Source organism: Spiroplasma endosymbiont of Polydrusus pterygomalis (assembly GCF_964030635.1).
Taxonomy (GTDB): domain Bacteria; phylum Bacillota_I; class Bacilli_A; order Mycoplasmatales; family Mycoplasmataceae; genus Spiroplasma.
Map to the genome: position 1 here is coordinate 1,724,595 of NZ_OZ034909.1, position 19,231 is coordinate 1,743,825.

The 19,231-nt window shown below is 27.3% G+C and carries 23 protein-coding genes and 4 pseudogenes; 21 read left to right on the forward strand and 6 right to left on the reverse strand.

All coding sequences use genetic code 4. The features are described 5' to 3' along the window. The first annotated feature begins 6 nt into the window (after positions 1 to 6). From cmk to gpmI, 8 genes and pseudogenes are all read left to right on the forward strand, one after another. Positions 7 to 684 (forward strand): (d)CMP kinase, encoded by a 678-nt coding sequence (gene cmk / locus ACQH23_RS11300; RefSeq protein WP_425378393.1) that lies wholly within the window; start codon positions 7 to 9, stop codon positions 682 to 684. Further along, positions 685 to 2,001, forward strand: a complete 1,317-nt coding sequence (gene der, locus ACQH23_RS11305) for a ribosome biogenesis GTPase Der (RefSeq protein ID WP_425378394.1) — start codon at positions 685 to 687, stop codon at positions 1,999 to 2,001. 11 nt (positions 2,002 to 2,012) lie between these two features. Beyond that, positions 2,013 to 3,023 (forward strand): NAD(P)H-dependent glycerol-3-phosphate dehydrogenase, encoded by a 1,011-nt coding sequence (locus tag ACQH23_RS11310; protein ID WP_425378395.1) that lies wholly within the window; start codon positions 2,013 to 2,015, stop codon positions 3,021 to 3,023. A gap of 83 nt (positions 3,024 to 3,106) precedes the next feature. Beyond that, positions 3,107 to 3,370: a hypothetical protein gene (locus ACQH23_RS11315; protein ID WP_425377654.1), complete on the forward strand. Its 264-nt coding sequence runs from the start codon at positions 3,107 to 3,109 to the stop codon at positions 3,368 to 3,370. Between the two features lie 173 nt (positions 3,371 to 3,543). Beyond that, positions 3,544 to 3,609 (forward strand): annotated as a pseudogene (locus ACQH23_RS11320) (hypothetical protein); the annotation flags it as partial. A gap of 21 nt (positions 3,610 to 3,630) precedes the next feature. Beyond that, positions 3,631 to 4,218 (forward strand): DDE-type integrase/transposase/recombinase, encoded by a 588-nt coding sequence (locus ACQH23_RS11325; protein ID WP_425378396.1) that lies wholly within the window; start codon positions 3,631 to 3,633, stop codon positions 4,216 to 4,218. A gap of 185 nt (positions 4,219 to 4,403) precedes the next feature. After that, positions 4,404 to 5,225 carry a Cof-type HAD-IIB family hydrolase gene (locus tag ACQH23_RS11330; RefSeq protein WP_425378397.1) on the forward strand — a complete coding sequence of 274 codons (822 nt, stop codon included), beginning with the start codon at positions 4,404 to 4,406 and terminating at the stop codon, positions 5,223 to 5,225. Positions 5,226 to 5,261: 36 nt separating this feature from the next. Continuing rightward, positions 5,262 to 6,839 (forward strand): 2,3-bisphosphoglycerate-independent phosphoglycerate mutase, encoded by a 1,578-nt coding sequence (gpmI, locus tag ACQH23_RS11335; RefSeq protein ID WP_425378398.1) that lies wholly within the window; start codon positions 5,262 to 5,264, stop codon positions 6,837 to 6,839. Between the two features lie 256 nt (positions 6,840 to 7,095). Here the strand turns inward: gpmI and ACQH23_RS11340 are convergent, their stop codons facing one another. Continuing rightward, a complete protein-coding gene (locus tag ACQH23_RS11340) occupies positions 7,096 to 7,692 on the reverse strand; it encodes a DDE-type integrase/transposase/recombinase (protein ID WP_425378399.1) in 597 nt (198 codons plus the stop codon). 21 nt (positions 7,693 to 7,713) lie between these two features. After that, positions 7,714 to 7,929 (reverse strand): annotated as a pseudogene (locus tag ACQH23_RS11345) (hypothetical protein); the annotation flags it as partial. 77 nt (positions 7,930 to 8,006) lie between these two features. Between ACQH23_RS11345 and ACQH23_RS11350 the strand changes: the two are divergent. The 3 genes and pseudogenes from ACQH23_RS11350 to ACQH23_RS11360 all read left to right on the forward strand — a co-directional run bounded on the left by ACQH23_RS11350 (position 8,007) and on the right by ACQH23_RS11360 (position 9,127). Further along, positions 8,007 to 8,270, forward strand: coding sequence for a transposase family protein (locus ACQH23_RS11350; protein ID WP_425378400.1), 264 nt, complete (start codon positions 8,007 to 8,009; stop codon positions 8,268 to 8,270). Positions 8,271 to 8,443: 173 nt separating this feature from the next. Further along, a pseudogene (locus ACQH23_RS11355) lies at positions 8,444 to 8,509 on the forward strand (hypothetical protein); the annotation flags it as partial. Positions 8,510 to 8,530: 21 nt separating this feature from the next. Beyond that, on the forward strand, positions 8,531 to 9,127 hold the full coding sequence (locus ACQH23_RS11360; RefSeq protein ID WP_425378399.1) for a DDE-type integrase/transposase/recombinase: 597 nt from the start codon (positions 8,531 to 8,533) through the stop codon (positions 9,125 to 9,127). Positions 9,128 to 9,252: 125 nt separating this feature from the next. On the opposite strand, the gene ACQH23_RS11365 is transcribed toward ACQH23_RS11360, so the two are convergent. Beyond that, a complete protein-coding gene (locus ACQH23_RS11365) occupies positions 9,253 to 9,492 on the reverse strand; it encodes a hypothetical protein (RefSeq protein WP_338955090.1) in 240 nt (79 codons plus the stop codon). 450 nt (positions 9,493 to 9,942) lie between these two features. Then, positions 9,943 to 10,908, reverse strand: coding sequence for a hypothetical protein (locus ACQH23_RS11370; RefSeq protein ID WP_425378401.1), 966 nt, complete (start codon positions 10,906 to 10,908; stop codon positions 9,943 to 9,945). A 178-nt stretch (positions 10,909 to 11,086) separates the two neighbouring features. Here ACQH23_RS11370 and ACQH23_RS11375 point away from each other — a divergent pair, with 178 nt between their 5' ends. From ACQH23_RS11375 to ACQH23_RS11400, 6 genes are all read left to right on the forward strand, one after another. Then, positions 11,087 to 11,386, forward strand: a complete 300-nt coding sequence (locus ACQH23_RS11375) for a hypothetical protein (RefSeq protein WP_425378402.1) — start codon at positions 11,087 to 11,089, stop codon at positions 11,384 to 11,386. 6 nt (positions 11,387 to 11,392) lie between these two features. Further along, complete coding sequence (locus tag ACQH23_RS11380; protein ID WP_425378403.1) at positions 11,393 to 11,872, forward strand: hypothetical protein; 480 nt, start codon at positions 11,393 to 11,395, stop codon at positions 11,870 to 11,872. 45 nt (positions 11,873 to 11,917) lie between these two features. Continuing rightward, on the forward strand, positions 11,918 to 12,541 hold the full coding sequence (locus ACQH23_RS11385) for a UPF0236 family transposase-like protein (RefSeq protein ID WP_425378404.1): 624 nt from the start codon (positions 11,918 to 11,920) through the stop codon (positions 12,539 to 12,541). A gap of 183 nt (positions 12,542 to 12,724) precedes the next feature. Then, on the forward strand, positions 12,725 to 12,934 hold the full coding sequence (locus tag ACQH23_RS11390) for a transposase family protein (protein ID WP_425378405.1): 210 nt from the start codon (positions 12,725 to 12,727) through the stop codon (positions 12,932 to 12,934). 157 nt (positions 12,935 to 13,091) lie between these two features. Next, on the forward strand, positions 13,092 to 13,499 hold the full coding sequence (locus ACQH23_RS11395) for a transposase family protein (protein ID WP_425378406.1): 408 nt from the start codon (positions 13,092 to 13,094) through the stop codon (positions 13,497 to 13,499). Between the two features lie 373 nt (positions 13,500 to 13,872). Continuing rightward, complete coding sequence (locus tag ACQH23_RS11400) at positions 13,873 to 14,508, forward strand: nitroreductase family protein (RefSeq protein ID WP_425378407.1); 636 nt, start codon at positions 13,873 to 13,875, stop codon at positions 14,506 to 14,508. A gap of 661 nt (positions 14,509 to 15,169) precedes the next feature. Here the strand turns inward: ACQH23_RS11400 and ACQH23_RS11405 are convergent. Together ACQH23_RS11405 and ACQH23_RS11410 are read right to left on the reverse strand one after the other, a co-directional pair. Continuing rightward, complete coding sequence (locus ACQH23_RS11405; protein WP_425378408.1) at positions 15,170 to 15,832, reverse strand: IS3 family transposase; 663 nt, start codon at positions 15,830 to 15,832, stop codon at positions 15,170 to 15,172. 324 nt (positions 15,833 to 16,156) lie between these two features. Next, positions 16,157 to 16,291, reverse strand: coding sequence for a hypothetical protein (locus ACQH23_RS11410; RefSeq protein ID WP_425378409.1), 135 nt, complete (start codon positions 16,289 to 16,291; stop codon positions 16,157 to 16,159). Positions 16,292 to 16,593: 302 nt separating this feature from the next. Between ACQH23_RS11410 and ACQH23_RS11415 the strand changes: the two genes are divergently transcribed. From ACQH23_RS11415 to ACQH23_RS11430, 4 genes and pseudogenes are all read left to right on the forward strand, one after another. Then, entirely contained in the window at positions 16,594 to 17,664 is a 1,071-nt protein-coding gene (locus ACQH23_RS11415; protein ID WP_425378410.1) for a hypothetical protein, read from the forward strand. Between the two features lie 79 nt (positions 17,665 to 17,743). After that, entirely contained in the window at positions 17,744 to 18,007 is a 264-nt protein-coding gene (locus ACQH23_RS11420) for a hypothetical protein (RefSeq protein WP_425377850.1), read from the forward strand. 173 nt (positions 18,008 to 18,180) lie between these two features. Continuing rightward, positions 18,181 to 18,246: pseudogene (locus ACQH23_RS11425) on the forward strand (hypothetical protein); the annotation flags it as partial. A gap of 21 nt (positions 18,247 to 18,267) precedes the next feature. Then, on the forward strand, positions 18,268 to 18,864 hold the full coding sequence (locus tag ACQH23_RS11430) for a DDE-type integrase/transposase/recombinase (RefSeq protein WP_425378411.1): 597 nt from the start codon (positions 18,268 to 18,270) through the stop codon (positions 18,862 to 18,864). Positions 18,865 to 19,231: the final 367 nt, after the last annotated feature.

Consider the following 19,231-nt stretch of genomic DNA (forward strand, 5'->3'; position numbering starts at 1 on the left):
GAGAAGATGATGAAAATAAATATTGCGATTGATGGGCCATCTGGTAGTGGTAAATCATCTGCTGGTTATGAATTGGCTAAAAAATTAAATTATCAGTTTATTGATACTGGTTTAACTTATCGTGCCTTTACTTACTTTTGTGTCAAAGGAGCCGTTGATTTTACAAACCATCATCAATTGCAAGCACAATTATCACACTTTAAATATAAATATCAAGTTATTAATAATCAAGTTTATGTTAATAATATTGATGTTACTGACAAGTTACAAACCAATATCGTTCTTGATAATATCAACAAAATTACGGGGATTGATTTTATTCGCACAGCAATGGTTTGTTTGCAACGAAAATTAGTTGTTAAGAAAGGGAATGTTGTTGTTGGCCGTGATATTACAACGGTTGTATTACCTGATGCTGAAGTAAAAATTTATTTAACAGCTAGTATTGTCGCGCGTGCGGAACGACGATGAAATCAAAATAAGGAAAATCATATTACTCATAATAGTTTAGTAAAAATTACAGCAAAATTAACTGAACGGGATTATGTTGATACAACCCGAACAGTAGGACCATTAAAAATTGCCCCCGGATCAATTGTTATTGATAGTAGTGGGTTAACATTTGCAGAAACATTAGCAAAAATTTATCAAGTAGTAAGTACTTATCAGAAAGCAGGGAAATAAATGGCACAAAAAGGAAATGTTGCAATTGTAGGACGGCCAAATGTTGGGAAATCAACATTATTTAATCGTATCATTAAAAATCGGCTTGCCATTGTTGAAGATACTCCTGGTGTGACGCGTGACCGCATTTATGCTTTTTCAGAATGATTGACCCGCGAATTTTTAATTATTGATACTGGTGGAATTACGTTAAATAATACAGCAATGTTTGCCCAAAAAATTAAAATGCAAGCTGAAATTGCAATTGAAGAAGCAGATATTATTATTTTTGTTTTATCATACAAAGAAGGGGTTACTCCTGATGATGAGATGATTGCGAAAATTTTATATCGAGCAAAAAAACCAGTTCTTTTAGTTATTAATAAATATGATAAACAGGAAAAAGAAAGTGAATTGTATGAATATATGACATTAGGATTTGGCGAACCAATTGCGGTGTCATCAGCCCATGGAATTGGGATGGGAGATTTATTAGACCAAGTAATTTCGCATTTAGATCAAATTCCCGTTCAACCAAAAACAGAAGGGATTCATTTTTCATTAATTGGAAAACCAAATGTTGGGAAATCTTCCTTAACAAATGCCATTTTAGGTGAAGAACGTGTGATTGTTTCGCCAATTGCGGGAACAACTACCGATTCAATTGATACCAGTTTTAAACGAAATACCCAACTTTATACTGTAATTGATACGGCTGGTATTCGCCGCAAGGGAAAGATTTATGAAAATCTCGAAAAATATAGTGTTCTACGGGCTGTTAGTGCTATTGAACGAAGTGATCTTGTTTTACTAATTATTGATGGTACAACTCCTATTACTGATCAAGATACTAATATTGCCGGAATTGCCTTTGAACAAAATAAACCAATTATTTTAGTTGTTAATAAATGAGATGCGGTAGCTGAAAAAGATGATCAGTCAATGCAAAAAAACGAAAAAAGTATCCGTGGTTATTTTAAATATTTAAATTATGCTAAAATGGTTTTTGTTTCGGCATTAGAAAAAAAACGTTTGCATCTTTTATTTCAAACAATTGATGAAGTTTATGCTGGTTTAACCCAACGGGTTAAAACTAGTGTTTTAAATGAAATTTTAGTTAAAGCTCAATTATTAAATCCCCCGCCAGATTTTAATGGTGGTCGTTTAAAAATCTATTATGCAACGCAACCCGAGGGTATGATTCCGACTTTTATTATGTTTTGTAATAATCCAAAATATATTCATTTTTCTTATAAAAGGTTTCTTGAAAATAAAATTCGTGAGTATTTTGGTTTTGATGGGGTCCCAATGAAAATATTATTTAGAGAGAGAAAGTAATGAGGTAAATTATGATGAAAAAAGAACAAAAGAATATCACTATTATTGGAACCGGTGCATACGGAACTGTCTTAGCAAATGTTTTAACAGATAACGACCATAATGTTATTATGTATGGTATTGAAAACAAAGAAGTTAATGATATTAATGATGATCATTTAAATCGTCATTTTTTTGCGGATTTAAAAATTAATAAAGAAATTAAAGCAACAACAAATTTTTATGAAGCAGTGGAAGATGCCGAATATATTATTTTAGGAATTCCTGTTGTGGCAATTAAACCAATTATTTATAAAATTAATCAAACAGTGAAAAAACCCGTTGTTATCATTAATGTTGCAAAGGGATTAGACCCTGAAACACATGAAGTTTTATCAAAATCAATTGTTAAATTAATTAGTCCAAGCATTTTAAAAGCATATGCTGGTATTTATGGACCAAGTATTGCTAAGGAAGTATTGCAACGAAAACCGACTTGCATTATGGCAGTTTCCAATGATCTTGGTATTGCTCAAGAAGTTCAAGGATTGTTTAATAATGAATATTTTGTTACTTTTGCTGACACTGATGTGATTGGGGCTGAATATGCTGTTGCCTTGAAAAATGCTGTTGCTATTGCTTCAGGAATCTTTAATGGTCTTTATAAATCAGATAATGCTAAAGCATCATTAATTACGATGGGATTAAATGAGATTAAACTTTTTGCGATTGCAAAAGGAGCCCGGATTGAAACTTTTTTAAACTTTGCCGGCTTAGCGGATTTAATTTTAACGGTTACTTCTAAAAAATCACGAAATTATACTCTTGGTTTTGAAATTGCTCAAGCTGATGATGCGGAAAAAGTTTTAGCGAGTTATTCAAAAACAGTCGAAGGAGTTTTAACTTGTAAAACAATTGTGTTAGATGCGCAAGCTAATAACATTACTTTACCGTTGTTTGAAACTTTATATGATATTTTATATAATGGTAAACTCCCAAGCGCTATCATTAACAATGTTTTTACAAAGGCAATATTAACTTAAAAATGTAGTGTACTAGACTGCACCCCGTTTAGTAAGTAAAGAAAAAAAGTCTTTGCTAAACTTTAAAGGAGGTGCATTTTTATATGGCAAGAAAAGGACAAAAATTTAATAAATATACAGCAGATTTTCGAAAAAGGATAGGACAAGAGGTTAAAAATAATAGTATAAGTTTTATTGCAAAAAAATATGCAATTAATAAAAAAACTGTTGCTTCATGGTATGAAAATTTTAAGAAAGGAATTTTAAACACCAATAAAGGTCCAAAAGAATCATTTGAAAAAAGAGATTTAAACTATTACAAAGTTAGGTATGAATTACTAAAAAAGCTTCATGACTTTTACAATTAAATAAAAGAAAAATTGTATTTTTTATCAAAGAAAACATTAATAAATATCCACTAAATTTATTACTTGATATAACAGATTTAAAGCGTAGTTATTGAGATAAATATAAAAATTATTCAAGTAATGGTAAGGATAGCGAATCATTAAAAAATATTGTAAAAGTCTATGAAGAAAATTTAAAACAATTTGGTTATCGTCGAATTACCAAATATTTAAAAGAAGATTATGGCATTGTTTATAATGCTAAGAAAGTATTACGAATTATGAAAGAAAATAATATTCAAGCTGAATATGTAAAGCGTATGCGTAGAAAAATATTAATAAAACAAAATAGAAATAAAAATATAATTAAATATCCTGATTTAGTAAATCGTAATTTTAATGATATTAAAGAAAGATTTTCAATTTTATTTACTGATGTAACTTATTTAATTTGAAATGGTAAAAAACATTATCAATCAACAATACTTGATGGATATACTAAAGAAATTATTGATGTAAAATGATCAAAATTTAATAATAACAAACTTGTAATTGATAATTTAAATGCTGCAATTAATAAAATTAAAAAAATAAAAAAAGATCTAAATAAAACAATAATTCATTCAGATCACGGATATCAATATACATCTAAAGATTATAATAGTAAATGTTTAGATAACAAAATTATAATTTCAATGGGTAAAAATTATAATTGTGCAGACAACATTATTATTGAAAGTTTTCATTCATTACTTAAAAAAGGAACAATCCATAATAAAAATTATAAATCTCATAATGAATATATTAATGATGTTAAAAAATGAAATAAATGATATTCAAACCAAAAAGAAAAATATATAATAAATTAAAGTTTGTAAACCTTTTTATTAATACTTACTAAACGGGGTGCAGTCTAGAACCTACCACTGAAATTAAAACAGCAATTAGAAAATAATTGTGCGGATTATTAATTAACTTTTAAACCATATTTGAAAATATGGATTTTTCTTTTACAATATAATTATGAGTTTTTTAAAATAGAAAGTAGGAAATTATGACTAAGATTAAATTAATTGCATTGGATATGGATGGTACTGCTTGTTCTTTTCATCAAGGGATTCATGCAACAAACATTGAACCAATTATTAAAGCACAAGAAATGGGAGTACGAGTTGTTTTTGCAACAGGGCGGCCAGTATTGACTTCCTTATCTGAAGCATTACGAGTGAAAATGGATTATTTTAAGCAATACTTTATTGGTTTCAATGGGGCGTGTATTTATGATATTAAAGCCAATAAAATAGCTTATCAACAAACTTTATCAGCGTTGCAAGTTAATTTTTTATTTCAATTAGCAGAGAAATATCATAAGAAATTATGATGTTATATTGATGATTTAACAAAAGTTATTGTTAATTTTGATCCTGTTGCGGAACAAAATCCTGAATTAGTTTTTTTTAACGGGGATTTTATTCAGTATGATTCGGCAGTTGAAATTCAGAACACAAGTTATAAATGTATTGTGATGGATGTTGATGAAAACGATCAATTTATTATTGCTGCTCGTGCCGATAAAATTGAGATTGCAATTGATGCAGCAAAGACAGCAGAAATAAATGCCCCTGGAATTAGTAAATTAGCTGGACTAAAATGAATTTCAACCCAATGAAAAATTGCTTTATCGGAAATGATGGCAATTGGGGACAGTATGAATGACTATTGAATGATTAAAAATGTTGGTTTAGGAATTGCAATGGGTAATGGACAAGAACAAATTAAAGCCATCGCCAAGGAAGTAACAAGTACCGTTGAAACAGGTGGCATGGCAAAAATGATTGAAAAATATGTTCTCAATGATAAAAAAATAATTATATAATTGTTGAGGAAAAAGAAAAAGAGGAGAAATAGGAGAATGAAAGCAAAACAACCAATTTTATTGGCAATTCTTGATGGGTGAGGAATTGCCCCCGACGTGGAAGGAAACGCTGTTACGCAAGGACATATGGTGAATGTTGAAATGTTAAAGGCAAAATATCCATCAGTATCAGCGCATGCCTCGGGAGAATGAGTGGGTTTACCAGAAGGACAAATGGGAAATTCTGAAGTTGGCCATATTCATTTGGGATCCGGGCGGATTAAATATGAATCATTAACTTTAATTAATAAATCAATTAAAGATGGAACATTTAAGCAAAACCAAGAAATTTTAGCAGCAATTAATTTTGCGAAAAAAAATAATGGGGCCTTTCATATTATGGGCTTATTTTCGGATGGTGGTGTTCATTCACACGTTAACCATATTTTTGCTGCGTATCAATTAGCGGTGCAAGAAGGCTTAAAAGAAATATATTTACATGTTTTTGGTGATGGTCGTGATACTAAACCAGAATGTATTAAAATTTATCTTGAACAATTTCAACAATTACAGACACAATTAAAAGTTGGGGTTATTGCCACAATTGCGGGACGTTATTATGCGATGGATCGTGATAAAAAATATGACCGTGTACAAGTGGCTTATGATGTTTTAGTTGCCAGAAAAGGGGCAAAATTTAGTGATCCAATCGAATATATTGATCGCGAATATGCTGCTGGACGTAATGATGAATTTTTAATGCCAGCGTATAATGTTAATACGCCAAAAGGACATATTAAAGCGGGTGATGGGGTCTTTTTTGCTAATTTTCGCCCTGATCGTGCAACTGCCATTGCTTCGGCATTAACAAATCCTGATTTTCCAGGCAATGAAGCAGAAACTTATTTTACGCCAAAATTAAAAGATATTTATTTTGTTTCAATGATGGAATATGCCGAAACAGTTGCTTCAAAACATGTTGCTTTTAAACCAATTGAAGTTGTTAATGGGTTAGGCAAATGATTAAGCAAAAAAGGTTATCGTCAATTACGAATTGCTGAAACAGAAAAAATTGCGCATGTTACATTTTTCTTTGATGGGGGAAAAGATTATTTTAAAAATGGTTTAGCGACTCAAGCAGAAATTACTTTACCTGGGGCCTCAGCAGATTTAATCCCATCACCAAAAGTAGCCACATATGATTTAAAACCAGAAATGTCATCATATGAAATTACTGATAAATTAATTGCCGAACTTCAAAGCAATGAATTTGATGTTATTATTTTAAATTTTGCTAATTGTGATATGGTTGGGCATACTGGGATGCTACCCGCCGCAATTAATGCTGCTGCTGCAATTGATGATTGTCTTGGTAAAATTTATGAAGCAATCCAAAAAGTTAATGGAATTATGATTATTACCGCTGATCATGGTAATGCTGAAGTTATGATTGACGAAACTGGTGGTCCAAATAAGAAACATACTTCCCGGTTAGTGCCAATTATTATTACAAAAGCAGGAATCAAATTACGGGAAGATAACCTAGCCATTGCTGATGTTGCCCCAACAATTTTAGATTTATTAGGGGAAGAAATTCCTGCAGAAATGACACAACTTTCATTAATTGTGAAATAAAAAGATATTGCAAAAAGACTGTGCAATGTTTCTTTTAACTGAGATATATAAATAAAAATTTTTCTAGATTATTATTAATATATAAAGTTAGGAGAAACATTTTTATATGGCTAAAGGTAAAATAAAAGGGTCTAAAGATCATTCTTTTGAATTTAAAGAAAAAATTGTTAATTGAATATTCAATTAACAATAAATCTTATAGTGAAATAGCAAAAGAATAGACTGCACCCTGTTTAGTAAGTATTAATAAAAAGGTTTACAAACTTTCATTTATTATATCTTTTTCTTTTTGGTTTGAATATCATTTATTTCATTTTTTAACATCATTAATATATTCATTATGAGATTTATAATTTTTATTATGGATTGTTCCTTTTTTAAGTAATGAATGAAAACTTTCAATAATAATGTTGTCTGCACAATGATAATTTTTACCCATTGAAATTATAATTTTGTTATCTAAACATTTACTATTATAATCTTTAGATGTATATTGATATCCGTGATCTGAATGAATTATTGTTTTATTTAGATCTTTTTTTATTTTTTTAATTTTATTAATTGCAGCATTTAAATTATCAATTACAAGTTTGTTATTATTAAATTTTGATCATTTTACATCAATAATTTCTTTAGTATATCCATCAATTATTGATGATTGATAATGTTTTTTACCATTTCAAATTAAATAAGTTACATCAGTAAATAAAATTGAAAATCTTTCTTTAATATCATTAAAATTACGATTTACTAAATCAGGATATTTAATTATATTTTTATTTCTATTTTGTTTTATTAATATTTTTCTACGCATACGCTTTACATATTCAGCTTGAATATTATTTTCTTTCATAATTCGTAATACTTTCTTAGCATTATAAACAATGCCATAATCTTCTTTTAAATATTTGGTAATTCGACGATAACCAAATTGTTTTAAATTTTCTTCATAGACTTTTACAATATTTTTTAATGATTCGCTATCCTTACCATTACTTGAATAATTTTTATATTTATCTCAATAACTACGCTTTAAATCTGTTATATCAAGTAATAAATTTAGTGGATATTTATTAATGTTTTCTTTGATAAAAAATAGACTGCACCCAAAAAAGTAAGTAAAGAAAAAAAGTCTTTGCTAAACTTTTAAAGGAGGTGCATTTTTATATGGCAAGAAAAGGACAAAAATTTAATAAATATACAGCAGATTTTCGAAAAAGGATAGGACAAGAGGTTAAAAATAATAGTATAAGTTTTATTGCAAAAAAATATGCAATTAATAAAAAAACTGTTTCTTCATGGTATGAAAATTTTAAGAAAGGAATTTTAAACACCAATAAAGGTCCAAAAGAATCATTTGAAAAAAGAGATTTAAACTATTACAAAGTTAGGTATGAATTACTAAAAAAGCTTCATGACTTTTACAATTAAATAAAAGAAAAATTGTATTTTTTATCAAAGAAAACATTAATAAATATCCACTAAATTTATTACTTGATATAACAGATTTAAAGCGTAGTTATTGAGATAAATATAAAAATTATTCAAGTAATGGTAAGGATAGTGAATCATTAAAGAATATTGTAAAAGTCTATGAAGAAAATTTAAAACAATTTGGTTATCGTCGAATTACCAAATATTTAAAAGAAGATTATGGCATTGTTTATAATGCTAAGAAAGTATTACGAATTATGAAAGAAAATAATATTCAAGCTGAATATGTAAAGCGTATGCGTAGAAAAATATTAATAAAACAAAATAGAAATAAAAATATAATTAAATATCCTGATTTAGTAAATCGTAATTTTAATGATATTAAAGAAAGATTTTCAATTTTATTTACTGATGTAACTTATTTAATTTGAAATGGTAAAAAACATTATCAATCATCAATAATTGATGGATATACTAAAGAAATTATTGATGTAAAATGATCAAAATTTAATAATAACAAACTTGTAATTGATAATTTAAATGCTGCAATTAATAAAATTAAAAAAATAAAAAAAGATCTAAATAAAACAATAATTCATTCAGATCACGGATATCAATATACATCTAAAGATTATAATAGTAAATGTTTAGATAACAAAATTATAATTTCAATGGGTAAAAATTATCATTGTGCAGACAACATTATTATTGAAAGTTTTCATTCATTACTTAAAAAAGGAACAATCCATAATAAAAATTATAAATCTCATAATGAATATATTAATGATGTTAAAAAATGAAATAAATGATATTCAAACCAAAAAGAAAAAGATATAATAAATGAAAGTTTGTAAACCTTTTTATTAACACTTACTAAACAGGGTGCAGTCTAACTTGCCTCGGCTGGCTGTGGGAATGAGCTTAAACTCATGTTCTTATGGAAGCACTTAGTTATTTAAAATAACCGTCCCACACTGCATTAAGTTGTTTTATAAAATCAAAGTTTAAAATAACCAGTTTCTCAATCAAAGATAATTTTTGAATTTTCTATTTTTTGATAAAATCGCTTTTGTTTCTTATCTTTTGTACGATTTAATAAATCTTTGTGTTTATCACAAGTTCATAAAACTTTATTTGATAAAAATTCTTCGGTAATGAATGATATTGATTTATAGCAATTATCAACATCACAGATTGTTTGTTGCGTATTAATTTCCATTACTTACTCCTTTCTTTGATATTAAGTTTTTTTATTTATTAGCCAAATTAATTAACTAAAACAGAGAAAGGACAACACCTTAAATTAGGAGAAAAAAACAGGTACACTTTGTAAAGATTTCTAAGATATTTAATAAATGTGTAATACAACTTTTTTCGTTAACTTAAAGTTGTGATAAAAAGTTTCTATTTTAAGAATTTAAGATGCTGTTCTTTCTCTGAATTAATTAATAATTATGGGTTTACAAATAAAAAAACAACCCTTTTTATTTAACAAGAGTTGTTTTTTGCCGCTTCATCGTACATGATACATTACTTACTTTTTGGGGTGCAGTCTATTTGCTTTTTATTCCACAATTGGGTTTAAATCCTCAATATCAAGAGCTCCTCTGCGCTTTGCTTTTTTAAGATTTTGTTTCTCTAATTTTGCTTGCATTTTTGCTGCTTTTAATTATTCTTTCATTAACCGCTTGGTTTCTTTTTTTGAATTTTTAACATTACGGTTAAAATCATTATCATTAACAAAATTAAAGAATTCATCATCATCAGCTACATTAATTGAGTTTGCCGCTTGTTGTGGTTGCTCCGTTTGTTGTTTTTGCTGATTAATAAAAACGGGATCTGTAACAAAAACTTGTTCATAATATGATTGATTATTTGGTGGTTGTTCCTGATTTCCTTGTTCATAACTTGATCTTATCGGTTCCTCTGAGCTCACCACTGAATTATTATTATATTGTTGTTCAACCATTGGTTCATCAAAAGATACATTCCCTTGATTTTGGTTCATACCTGACCCATAATTATATTCTTCCGTTGGGAACTGATTTATTTGTTCTTCACCCCTACGTTCTAAAGACCCATTATTTGCTTGTGGTGAAATGCTTGGTTCTGTTCTTAAGTCATTATTGTTTTTGGTATGCAAATCACTATTTGGTTGAAAATTGTTATTAAAATGATCATGATAATTTGAATTATTATGGCCACAAGGACAAGTGCCACCACAATTATTATTTTGTGGTCCGTAGTAGTTTGGATACATTCCTGGATACATCCCGCCTTGGCACATTCCATTTCCCATTGATGGATGTGGTGGCATCATTGGATAAAATGGACATGATTGTGGCGCTGCTTGCTGAGCTGAAGCTGGTTGTTGAATAAAAAAAACTTGTGGTGAAACACCATTAGTCGTTGGATACGGGGTAATAATCTGTTGCGGATTGGTTGCATATTGAGGTGCCGAAGCTCCTGTTGAATAACTATTTGGATAAGAAGGAACCGGCGATAATGTTAAAGTGCTGATGAATACTTCTGCATCACGACGACTTCTAAAAAGTGCAACTTCACTATTAGTATCATATGACTTTACTAAATATCCTTCTTCATTTGGTAAGATATAAAAGTCATTATTATTCATTTTTGCACCTCATTTGCCCGATTTTATATCCAATTCTACTTGATATTATACATTATATCATAAAAAACAAAGAATATGATTTTTTTTAATTTTGTAGATTGCGTTGCCAAAGTTGGGGAAAATAAAAAAAGTTTTCAGTATAATTAAGTTTGAAAAAAATTAGAAAGAAAACTATCCTATGAATATTATAACTAGAATCCAAGAGTTTTTAAACGAAAATAATAACTCTTTTATTGATTTAATTAATGAAATTAGCCCCAATATCCCTATTACAGCACTATTATCCTATTTAAACAATGAAATTAGTTCTGAAGCTTGAATACTATTTAAAAATATTTTTGAATATATTGATAACTATATTTTTAATAAGGACTGACGCAAAGCACGTTATATTCCAAAAGGATTTTATCAACGAACTTTGGTTTTTCGTAATGGTGAAGTTACTTTTAAACGAGGAAAATATATCTTAAAACCATAATTTCAAGTGGCAAAAAAACCAAAAACGGTCTTTTTACTTGATATTCAATTAGGGATTGAAAGTTATCAGCGACTTGATTATGATTTTTCGTTAGAAATAATCAGCAAATTAGGCATAAATTTTAGTTATCAAGATATTTGTAATATGTATCGGAATGCTAACATAACAAAAAAAACAATTTTTAACCTTATTAAACGGTTTGATATTAAACATTTGTTAGAACTAATGCTAGATGAACCAGATACAAAACTAAAACATGATGGGGTTATTTATATTGAAACCGATGAAGCATATCGCAATGCCATTAGTTATCAAATCAAAAAACGATTAAAAATTAAGAAAAGAATCCGTTTAACCGTCTTTCATACTGGTTATAAAGATCCTAAAACAATACGAAAAACAATGCATAATGTCAAATTTCTAGTAACAATGACTAATGAAGTTAAAAAAATTAACTCTAAAAAATACTGACAAGGAATTAAATAATTTATTAACTTAAATTATGAATCACCCGAGACAACTAAAATTATTGTGCTTGGTGATGGTGCACAATATATTTCAACGGTTGAAAAACACATCAATGTTGAATTTATCATTGATCGTTTCCATGTTATTAAAAAAATTAAAGATTGTTTCCGTGGTCCACGATATTATAAACGTTATTTATTTAATAAAATTAGAAAAGCAATTCTAAAATTAAACTGAAACAAGGTTACAAAATACCTTGAATGAGCTTATCAGCTTGTTAAAACCGAAGAAGCGAAAGGAAAGTTACAAGAAATATCTAATTATTTAAGAACATACTATGGAGCAATTCAAAAATGAGAATATCAAGAAAATATTGGTTGTCGCATTGAAAGTTATATTGCTCGAATTATTAAAGTAATGTTTCGTTCAAAACCAAAAATATTTAATGAAAAAACGATTTACAAAGTAATGTTATTAAAACAATTGACAGCTAATGGGATTAATCCCTTTCAAGAACTAACAGAAATTAAAAATCTTCAAGTAAAAAATGAACAAATTACTTGAAGATGAATATTTAAAAAGATGAATAATCCAGAAGTTAAACAATATAACTTACCAATATTCACCGCTTCTACATTATCAAATACTAAAACTCTTTTAAAGAAAATAGTTTATAATTATTATTAGAACTTAATGCTGAAAACTTTTCCCCAACATTTTACACGCTACCAATTTTGTAGAAAACTATTGATATTTTAATAAAACCTTGATTTTGTTGAGTTTTTAATAAAATGGACTTTTTAAAAATTTCTATATTTTATAAGGGTTTTTGACTTTATCAAGAGTTTTCTACAAAATTAAAGGAATGTTTTGATTCCGCATAAAAAAACAAAGCAAAAACCTTTAAATAACGAACAAAAACAGCATAATAAACTAATTTCACAAATGAGAATCGTTATTGAAAATGTTTTCGCTATCCTTAAAAAATTTAAAATTATTACTGAAAAATATCGCAATCGTAGAAAAAGCTTTGCTTTAAGATTTAATTTAATTGCTTCAATAGACTTCTTGCGATACTAACAAAAATAAAAAAATTACAAATAAAAAAATTAAATTAAACTTTAAAATAAGCATTTTTAAAAATTTTAATTGCTTTTTAAGCATAAATAATCAGGTATCGTAAGAAGTCTAATAAATGAAAGTTTGTAAACCTTTTTATTAATACTTACTAAACGGGGTGCAGTCTTATACTATCAAAACACAAATAATCCTCGAAAAAGAAAGCAAAACTATTATTGCAACAAATTTTGCTTGTGGTAAAACCGATGATTTTCGTTTATTTAAAGAATCAAAAATACCGCTTTTAAAAGTTAGCAAAGTAATAGTTGATACAGGTTATCAAGGCTTGCAAAAAATGCATCGGAATGTTTTGATTCCGCATAAAAAAACAAAGCAAAAACCTTTAAATAACGAACAAAAACAGCATAATAAACTAATTTCACAAATGAGAATCGTTATTGAAAATGTTTTCGCTATCCTTAAAAAATTTAAAATTATTACTGAAAAATATCGCAATCGTAGAAAAAGCTTTGCTTTAAGATTTAATTTAATTGCTTCAATCTATAATTTTCAATTGTTATTATAAATAAGACAAGAAGTTGAATGAAAATTAACTTTAAATAATAAAATCATTTTTTGTTGTGCCAAAATAATGCATCGCTTATAAAGACTATAAGAATTAAATTAATAAGAGGTATAAATTTCGATTTGTATTTTTTCTTTATGAATTAATTTGCAATGATTATCATAGTATCGCAAGAAGTCTATTATAACATTGTTCGCAAATTTGATTTAATTTTGTCGAAAACTCTTTATATTAAAAATATACCTAATTTTAGGTATATTTTTAATATAAAGAGTTTTCGACAAAATTAAAGCTTACTTTTTTGGGTGCAGTCTATATTTTATTAGCGTATAATAAATTTAATAAATAAAAAAGACAGAACGGAGGAAAAAACGTGAGTGTTCAAGGAGTAGCGCAATTTCGAAAAGCAATTAAAATTTATGATAAAACAAAAACAGTTAATGAAGCTGATTTAAAAACAATTTTAACAACAGGAGCTTTAGCTCCTAGTTCAAATGGATTAGAACCAGTCAAAGTTATTATTAAAAATCAAAAGTTGAAAGAACAAGCAGCATTAAAATGTTTTATGCCAGGTAATCAACAAAAAGTAAAAGATGCCCCTGTTTTAGCGTTATTATTAGGAGCAAATGGAGATTATTTAACTTCAGACGAATTTTTGACAAATCTATTAGGTCGCATTTTTACTGAGGAAACATTAAAAACAAATGTAAATGGAATGAGTAATTATTTAAAAAGTTATCCGAGTCCAGATATGTTTGCTTATGAACAAGCACATATCGTTGCCAGCTTTATGACTTTACAAGCTGCTGATTTAAAAATTGGATCAAGTATTATGGGAGAGATTACACGAATTGAAACTAATTATTTCTTTAGTGAACATCAAATTGTTGACCAAACAAAATGACATTTAGCTTTAGGGATGTTATTTGGATATTATGATGATAAAGTCACAGGAACTAGTTTTCCCCGCTTACGGATTGCGGAAGCTGAATTTGTCACTATTTTTTAAAATTTAATTTTTAATTTTGTAGAAAAATCTTGATACTTTAATAAAACCTTGATTTTATTGAGTTTTTGATAAAATGTATTTCTTGCAAATATCTATATTTTATAAGGGTTTTTGACTTTATCAAGATTTTTCGACAAAATTAAAAAATTTAATTAATAAAAATTTTACGAAAAATAGTTTAATAACATAATGAAAACATCTTTGAAAAAATTTTGAATTATTAGTTTACTTACTAATATTCTTTTTCTACTAATCCAAGTTAGCATCACCATTCCGTTAATATGATATAAAAAACAATGACAGTTAAATAATAGTGATTTATCGCAAATATTCTTTGGGATTCTAATTGTTATCATTTTAGCAATGTTCATTACAAATTGAATCCTTGTTAAAAACCCCTTACAAAAACTAAATATTACCAAAGGATTAATCCCTTGGCAGGCTGACCTTGGTTTTCAAATTATTACCAAATATATCCATTTACAAACAGAATATAATGGCTATATATGATACTTAAAGAAAAAAGGTTTTATTCTACTTGCAACGCTTGGCATTAACTTTGGTTATGTCTTAATTGCCGCTGTTGTGTTTTCAATTTTAGGGTAAATAAAAAAAGAAGATATAAGACTGCACTTTGCACAGTTTCAGATAACTGAGAATTTTAATTAAAAAATGCTTTCATTTCATATTGAAGTGGTGGCATTTTTAAATTTAAAATTTTTCTTTTTTCATTATAATGAATTATATAATTATCTACAATATTTTTTACTTCTAAAATATTTTTACAGTGTGATAATTCTGAGTTCTCGGTTTTAAGAATTGAAAATCAATTTTCAATCGGTGAATTATCTAAACAATTGCCTCTTCTTGACATACTTATATTTATACCGTGTTTTTTTAATATTTTTTCATAAGCTTTTGAAGTGAAATGAATACCTTGATCAGAATTAATAGTTAATTCACCTTTGATTATTTTTATTTTAATAATTGCTTCTTTGATACAATTATTTACTCAATTTACTGTTGGAGTTGTTGTTAAAGAATAATTTACTATTAAATTACTAAATAAATCCTTGATTGCAAATAAATATACTCATTTTGTGATTGTTTTAACATACGTAATATCAATTGATCACTTTTGATTAGTTTTTTCAGCTTTAAAATTACGTTTTAATAGATATTTATGTCGAATATGTTCATTTGTCATTTTTAAGAAATGATTAATTTTTTTTCTTGTTTTAATTCTTACACTAGAAATTCTATTAGCTAATTTCATATAACGATAAACTGTTGAATTCGACACATTAATTTTTTGCTCTTCCAAAGATAATTTAATTTGTCTGTGTCCTTTAATACTATTTTCTCTATGAATTGCTTTAATTATTTCATATATTGAATAATCAATATTTGGTTGATATTCATCACAATTTTTTGAATATTTATTTCAAGTATCATATGAAATTCTTAATTCTTTTAAATATAAGACTGCACCCTGTTTAGTAAGTATTAATAAAAAGGTTTACAAACTTTCATTTATTAGACTTCTTGCGATACCTGATTATTTATGCTTAAAAAGCAATTAAAATTTTTAAAAATGCTTATTTTAAAGTTTAATTTAATTTTTTTATTTGTAATTTTTTTATTTTTGTTAGTATCGCAAGAAGTCTATTGAAGCAATTAAATTAAATCTTAAAGCAAAGCTTTTTCTACGATTGCGATATTTTTCAGTAATAATTTTAAATTTTTTAAGGATAGCGAAAACATTTTCAATAACGATTCTCATTTGTGAAATTAGTTTATTATGCTGTTTTTGTTCGTTATTTAAAGGTTTTTACTTTGTTTTTTTATGCGGAATCAAAACATTCCTTTAATTTTGTAGAAAACTCTTGATAAAGTCAAAAACCCTTATAAAATATAGAAATTTTTAAAAAGTCCATTTTATTAAAAACTCAATAAAATCAAGGTTTTATTAAAATATCAAGAGTTTTCTACAAAATTAAAAAAAATCATATTCTTTGTTTTTTATGATATAATGTATAATATCAAGTAGAATTGGATATAAAATCGGGCAAATGAGGTGCAAAAATGAATAATAATGACTTTTATATCTTACCAAATGAAGAAGGATATTTAGTAAAGTCATATGATACTAATAGTGAAGTTGCACTTTTTAGAAGTCGTCGTGATGCAGAAGTATTCATCAGCACTTTAACATTATCGCCGGTTCCTTCTTATCCAAATAGTTATTCAACAGGAGCTTCGGCACCTCAATATGCAACCAATCCGCAACAGATTATTACCCCGTATCCAACGACTAATGGTGTTTCACCACAAGTTTTTTTTATTCAACAACCAGCTTCAGCTCAGCAAGCAGCGCCACAATCATGTCCATTTTATCCAATGATGCCACCACATCCATCAATGGGAAATGGAATGTGCCAAGGCGGGATGTATCCAGGAATGTATCCAAACTACTACGGACCACAAAATAATAATTGTGGTGGCACTTGTCCTTGTGGCCATAATAATTCAAATTATCATGATCATTTTAATAACAATTTTCAACCAAATAGTGATTTGCATACCAAAAACAATAATGACTTAAGAACAGAACCAAGCATTTCACCACAAGCAAATAATGGGTCTTTAGAACGTAGGGGTGAAGAACAAATAAATCAGTTCCCAACGGAAGAATATAATTATGGGTCAGGTATGAACCAAAATCAAGGGAATGTATCTTTTGATGAATCAATGGTTGAACAACAATATAATAATAATTCAGTGGTGAGCTCAGAGGAACCGATAAGATCAAGTTATGAACAAGGAAATCAGGAACAACCACCAAATAATCAATCATATTATGAACAAGTTTTTGTTACAGATCCCGTTTTTATTAATCAGCAAAAACAACAAACGGAGCAACCACAACAAGCGGCAAACTCAATTAATGTAGCTGATGATGATGAATTCTTTAACTTTGTTAATGATAATGATTTTAACCGTAATGTTAAAAATTCAAAAAAAGAAACCAAGCGGTTAATGAAAGAAGAATTAAAAGCAGCAAAAATGCAAGCAAAATTAGAGAAACAAAATCTTAAAAAAGCAAAGCGCAGAGGAGCTCTTGATATTGAGGATTTAAACCCAATTGTGGAATAAAAAGCAAATAGACTGCACCCAAAAAAGTAAGTAAAGAAAAAAAGTCTTTGCTAAACTTTTAAAGGAGGTGCATTTTTATATGGCAAGAAAAGGACAAAAATTTAATAAATATACAGCAGATTTTCGAAAAAGGATAGGACAAGAGGTTAAAAATAATAGTATAAGTTTTATTGCAAAAAAATATGCAATTAATAAAAAAACTGTTGCTTCATGGTATGAAAATTTTAAGAAAGGGATTTTAAACACCAATAAAGGTCCAAAAGAATCATTTAAAAAAAGAGATTTAAACTATTACAAAGTTAGGTATGAATTACTAAAAAAGCTTCATGACTTTTACAATTAAATAAAAGAAAAATTGTATTTTTTATAAAAGAAAACCTTAATAAATATCCACTAAATTTATTACTTGATGTAACAGATTTAAAGCGTAGTTATTGAGATAAATATAAAAATTATTCAAGTAATGGTAAGGATAGTGAATCATTAAAGAATATTGTAAAAGTCTATGAAGAAAATTTAAAACAATTTGGTTATCGTCGAATTACCAAATATTTAAAAGAAGATTATGGCATTGTTTATAATGCTAAGAAAGTATTACGAATTATGAAAGAAAATAATATTAAAGCTGAATATGTAAAGCGTATGCGTAGAAAAATATTAATAAAACAAAATAGAAATAAAAATATAATTAAATATCCTGATTTAGTAAATCGTAATTTTAATGATATTAAAGAAAGATTTTCAATTTTATTTACTGATGTAACTTATTTAATTTGAAATGGTAAAAAACATTATCAATCATCAATAATTGATGGATATACTAAAGAAATTATTGATGTAAAATGATCAAAATTTAATAATAACAAACTTGTAATTGATAATTTAAATGCTGAAATTAATAAAATTAAAAAAATAAAAAAAGATCTAAATAAAACAATAATTCATTCAGATCACGGATATCAATATACATCTAAAGATTATAATAGTAAATGTTTAGATAACAAAATTATAATTTCAATGGGTAAAAATTATCATTGTGCAGACAACATTATTATTGAAAGTTTTCATTCATTACTTAAAAAAGGAACAATCCATAATAAAAATTATAAATCTCATAATGAATATATTAATGATGTTAAAAAATGAAATAAATGATATTCAAACCAAAAAGAAAAAGATATAATAAATAAAAGTTTGTAAACCTTTTTATTAATACTTACTAAACGGGGTGCAGTCTAATGCGCATTATTAGGGCGTGAGGAAACATGTAAATCGGCGCTGGTTATATTTAAACTAAGCGATAGTCGTGATAAGTGCAAGGTCAACATCGAACGACAATAAAAATAGAGATGGCCACTTTATAAATAAATTTGCGATAGACATTGTCCCATCGAGGATGGCAGTGGTTCTACAAACCACAACGCCAGCACCAGGCTCTTCAAGGTGCAAGTGAATTTATTTTAAAAACTGAACGTTTTGACTTGAAATAGTGCGGATGAAGAGGAATAGCTATACGGCGTTTTCTGTCAAAATACGAAGTAAATAACCTAATATCAACCAAACAAAA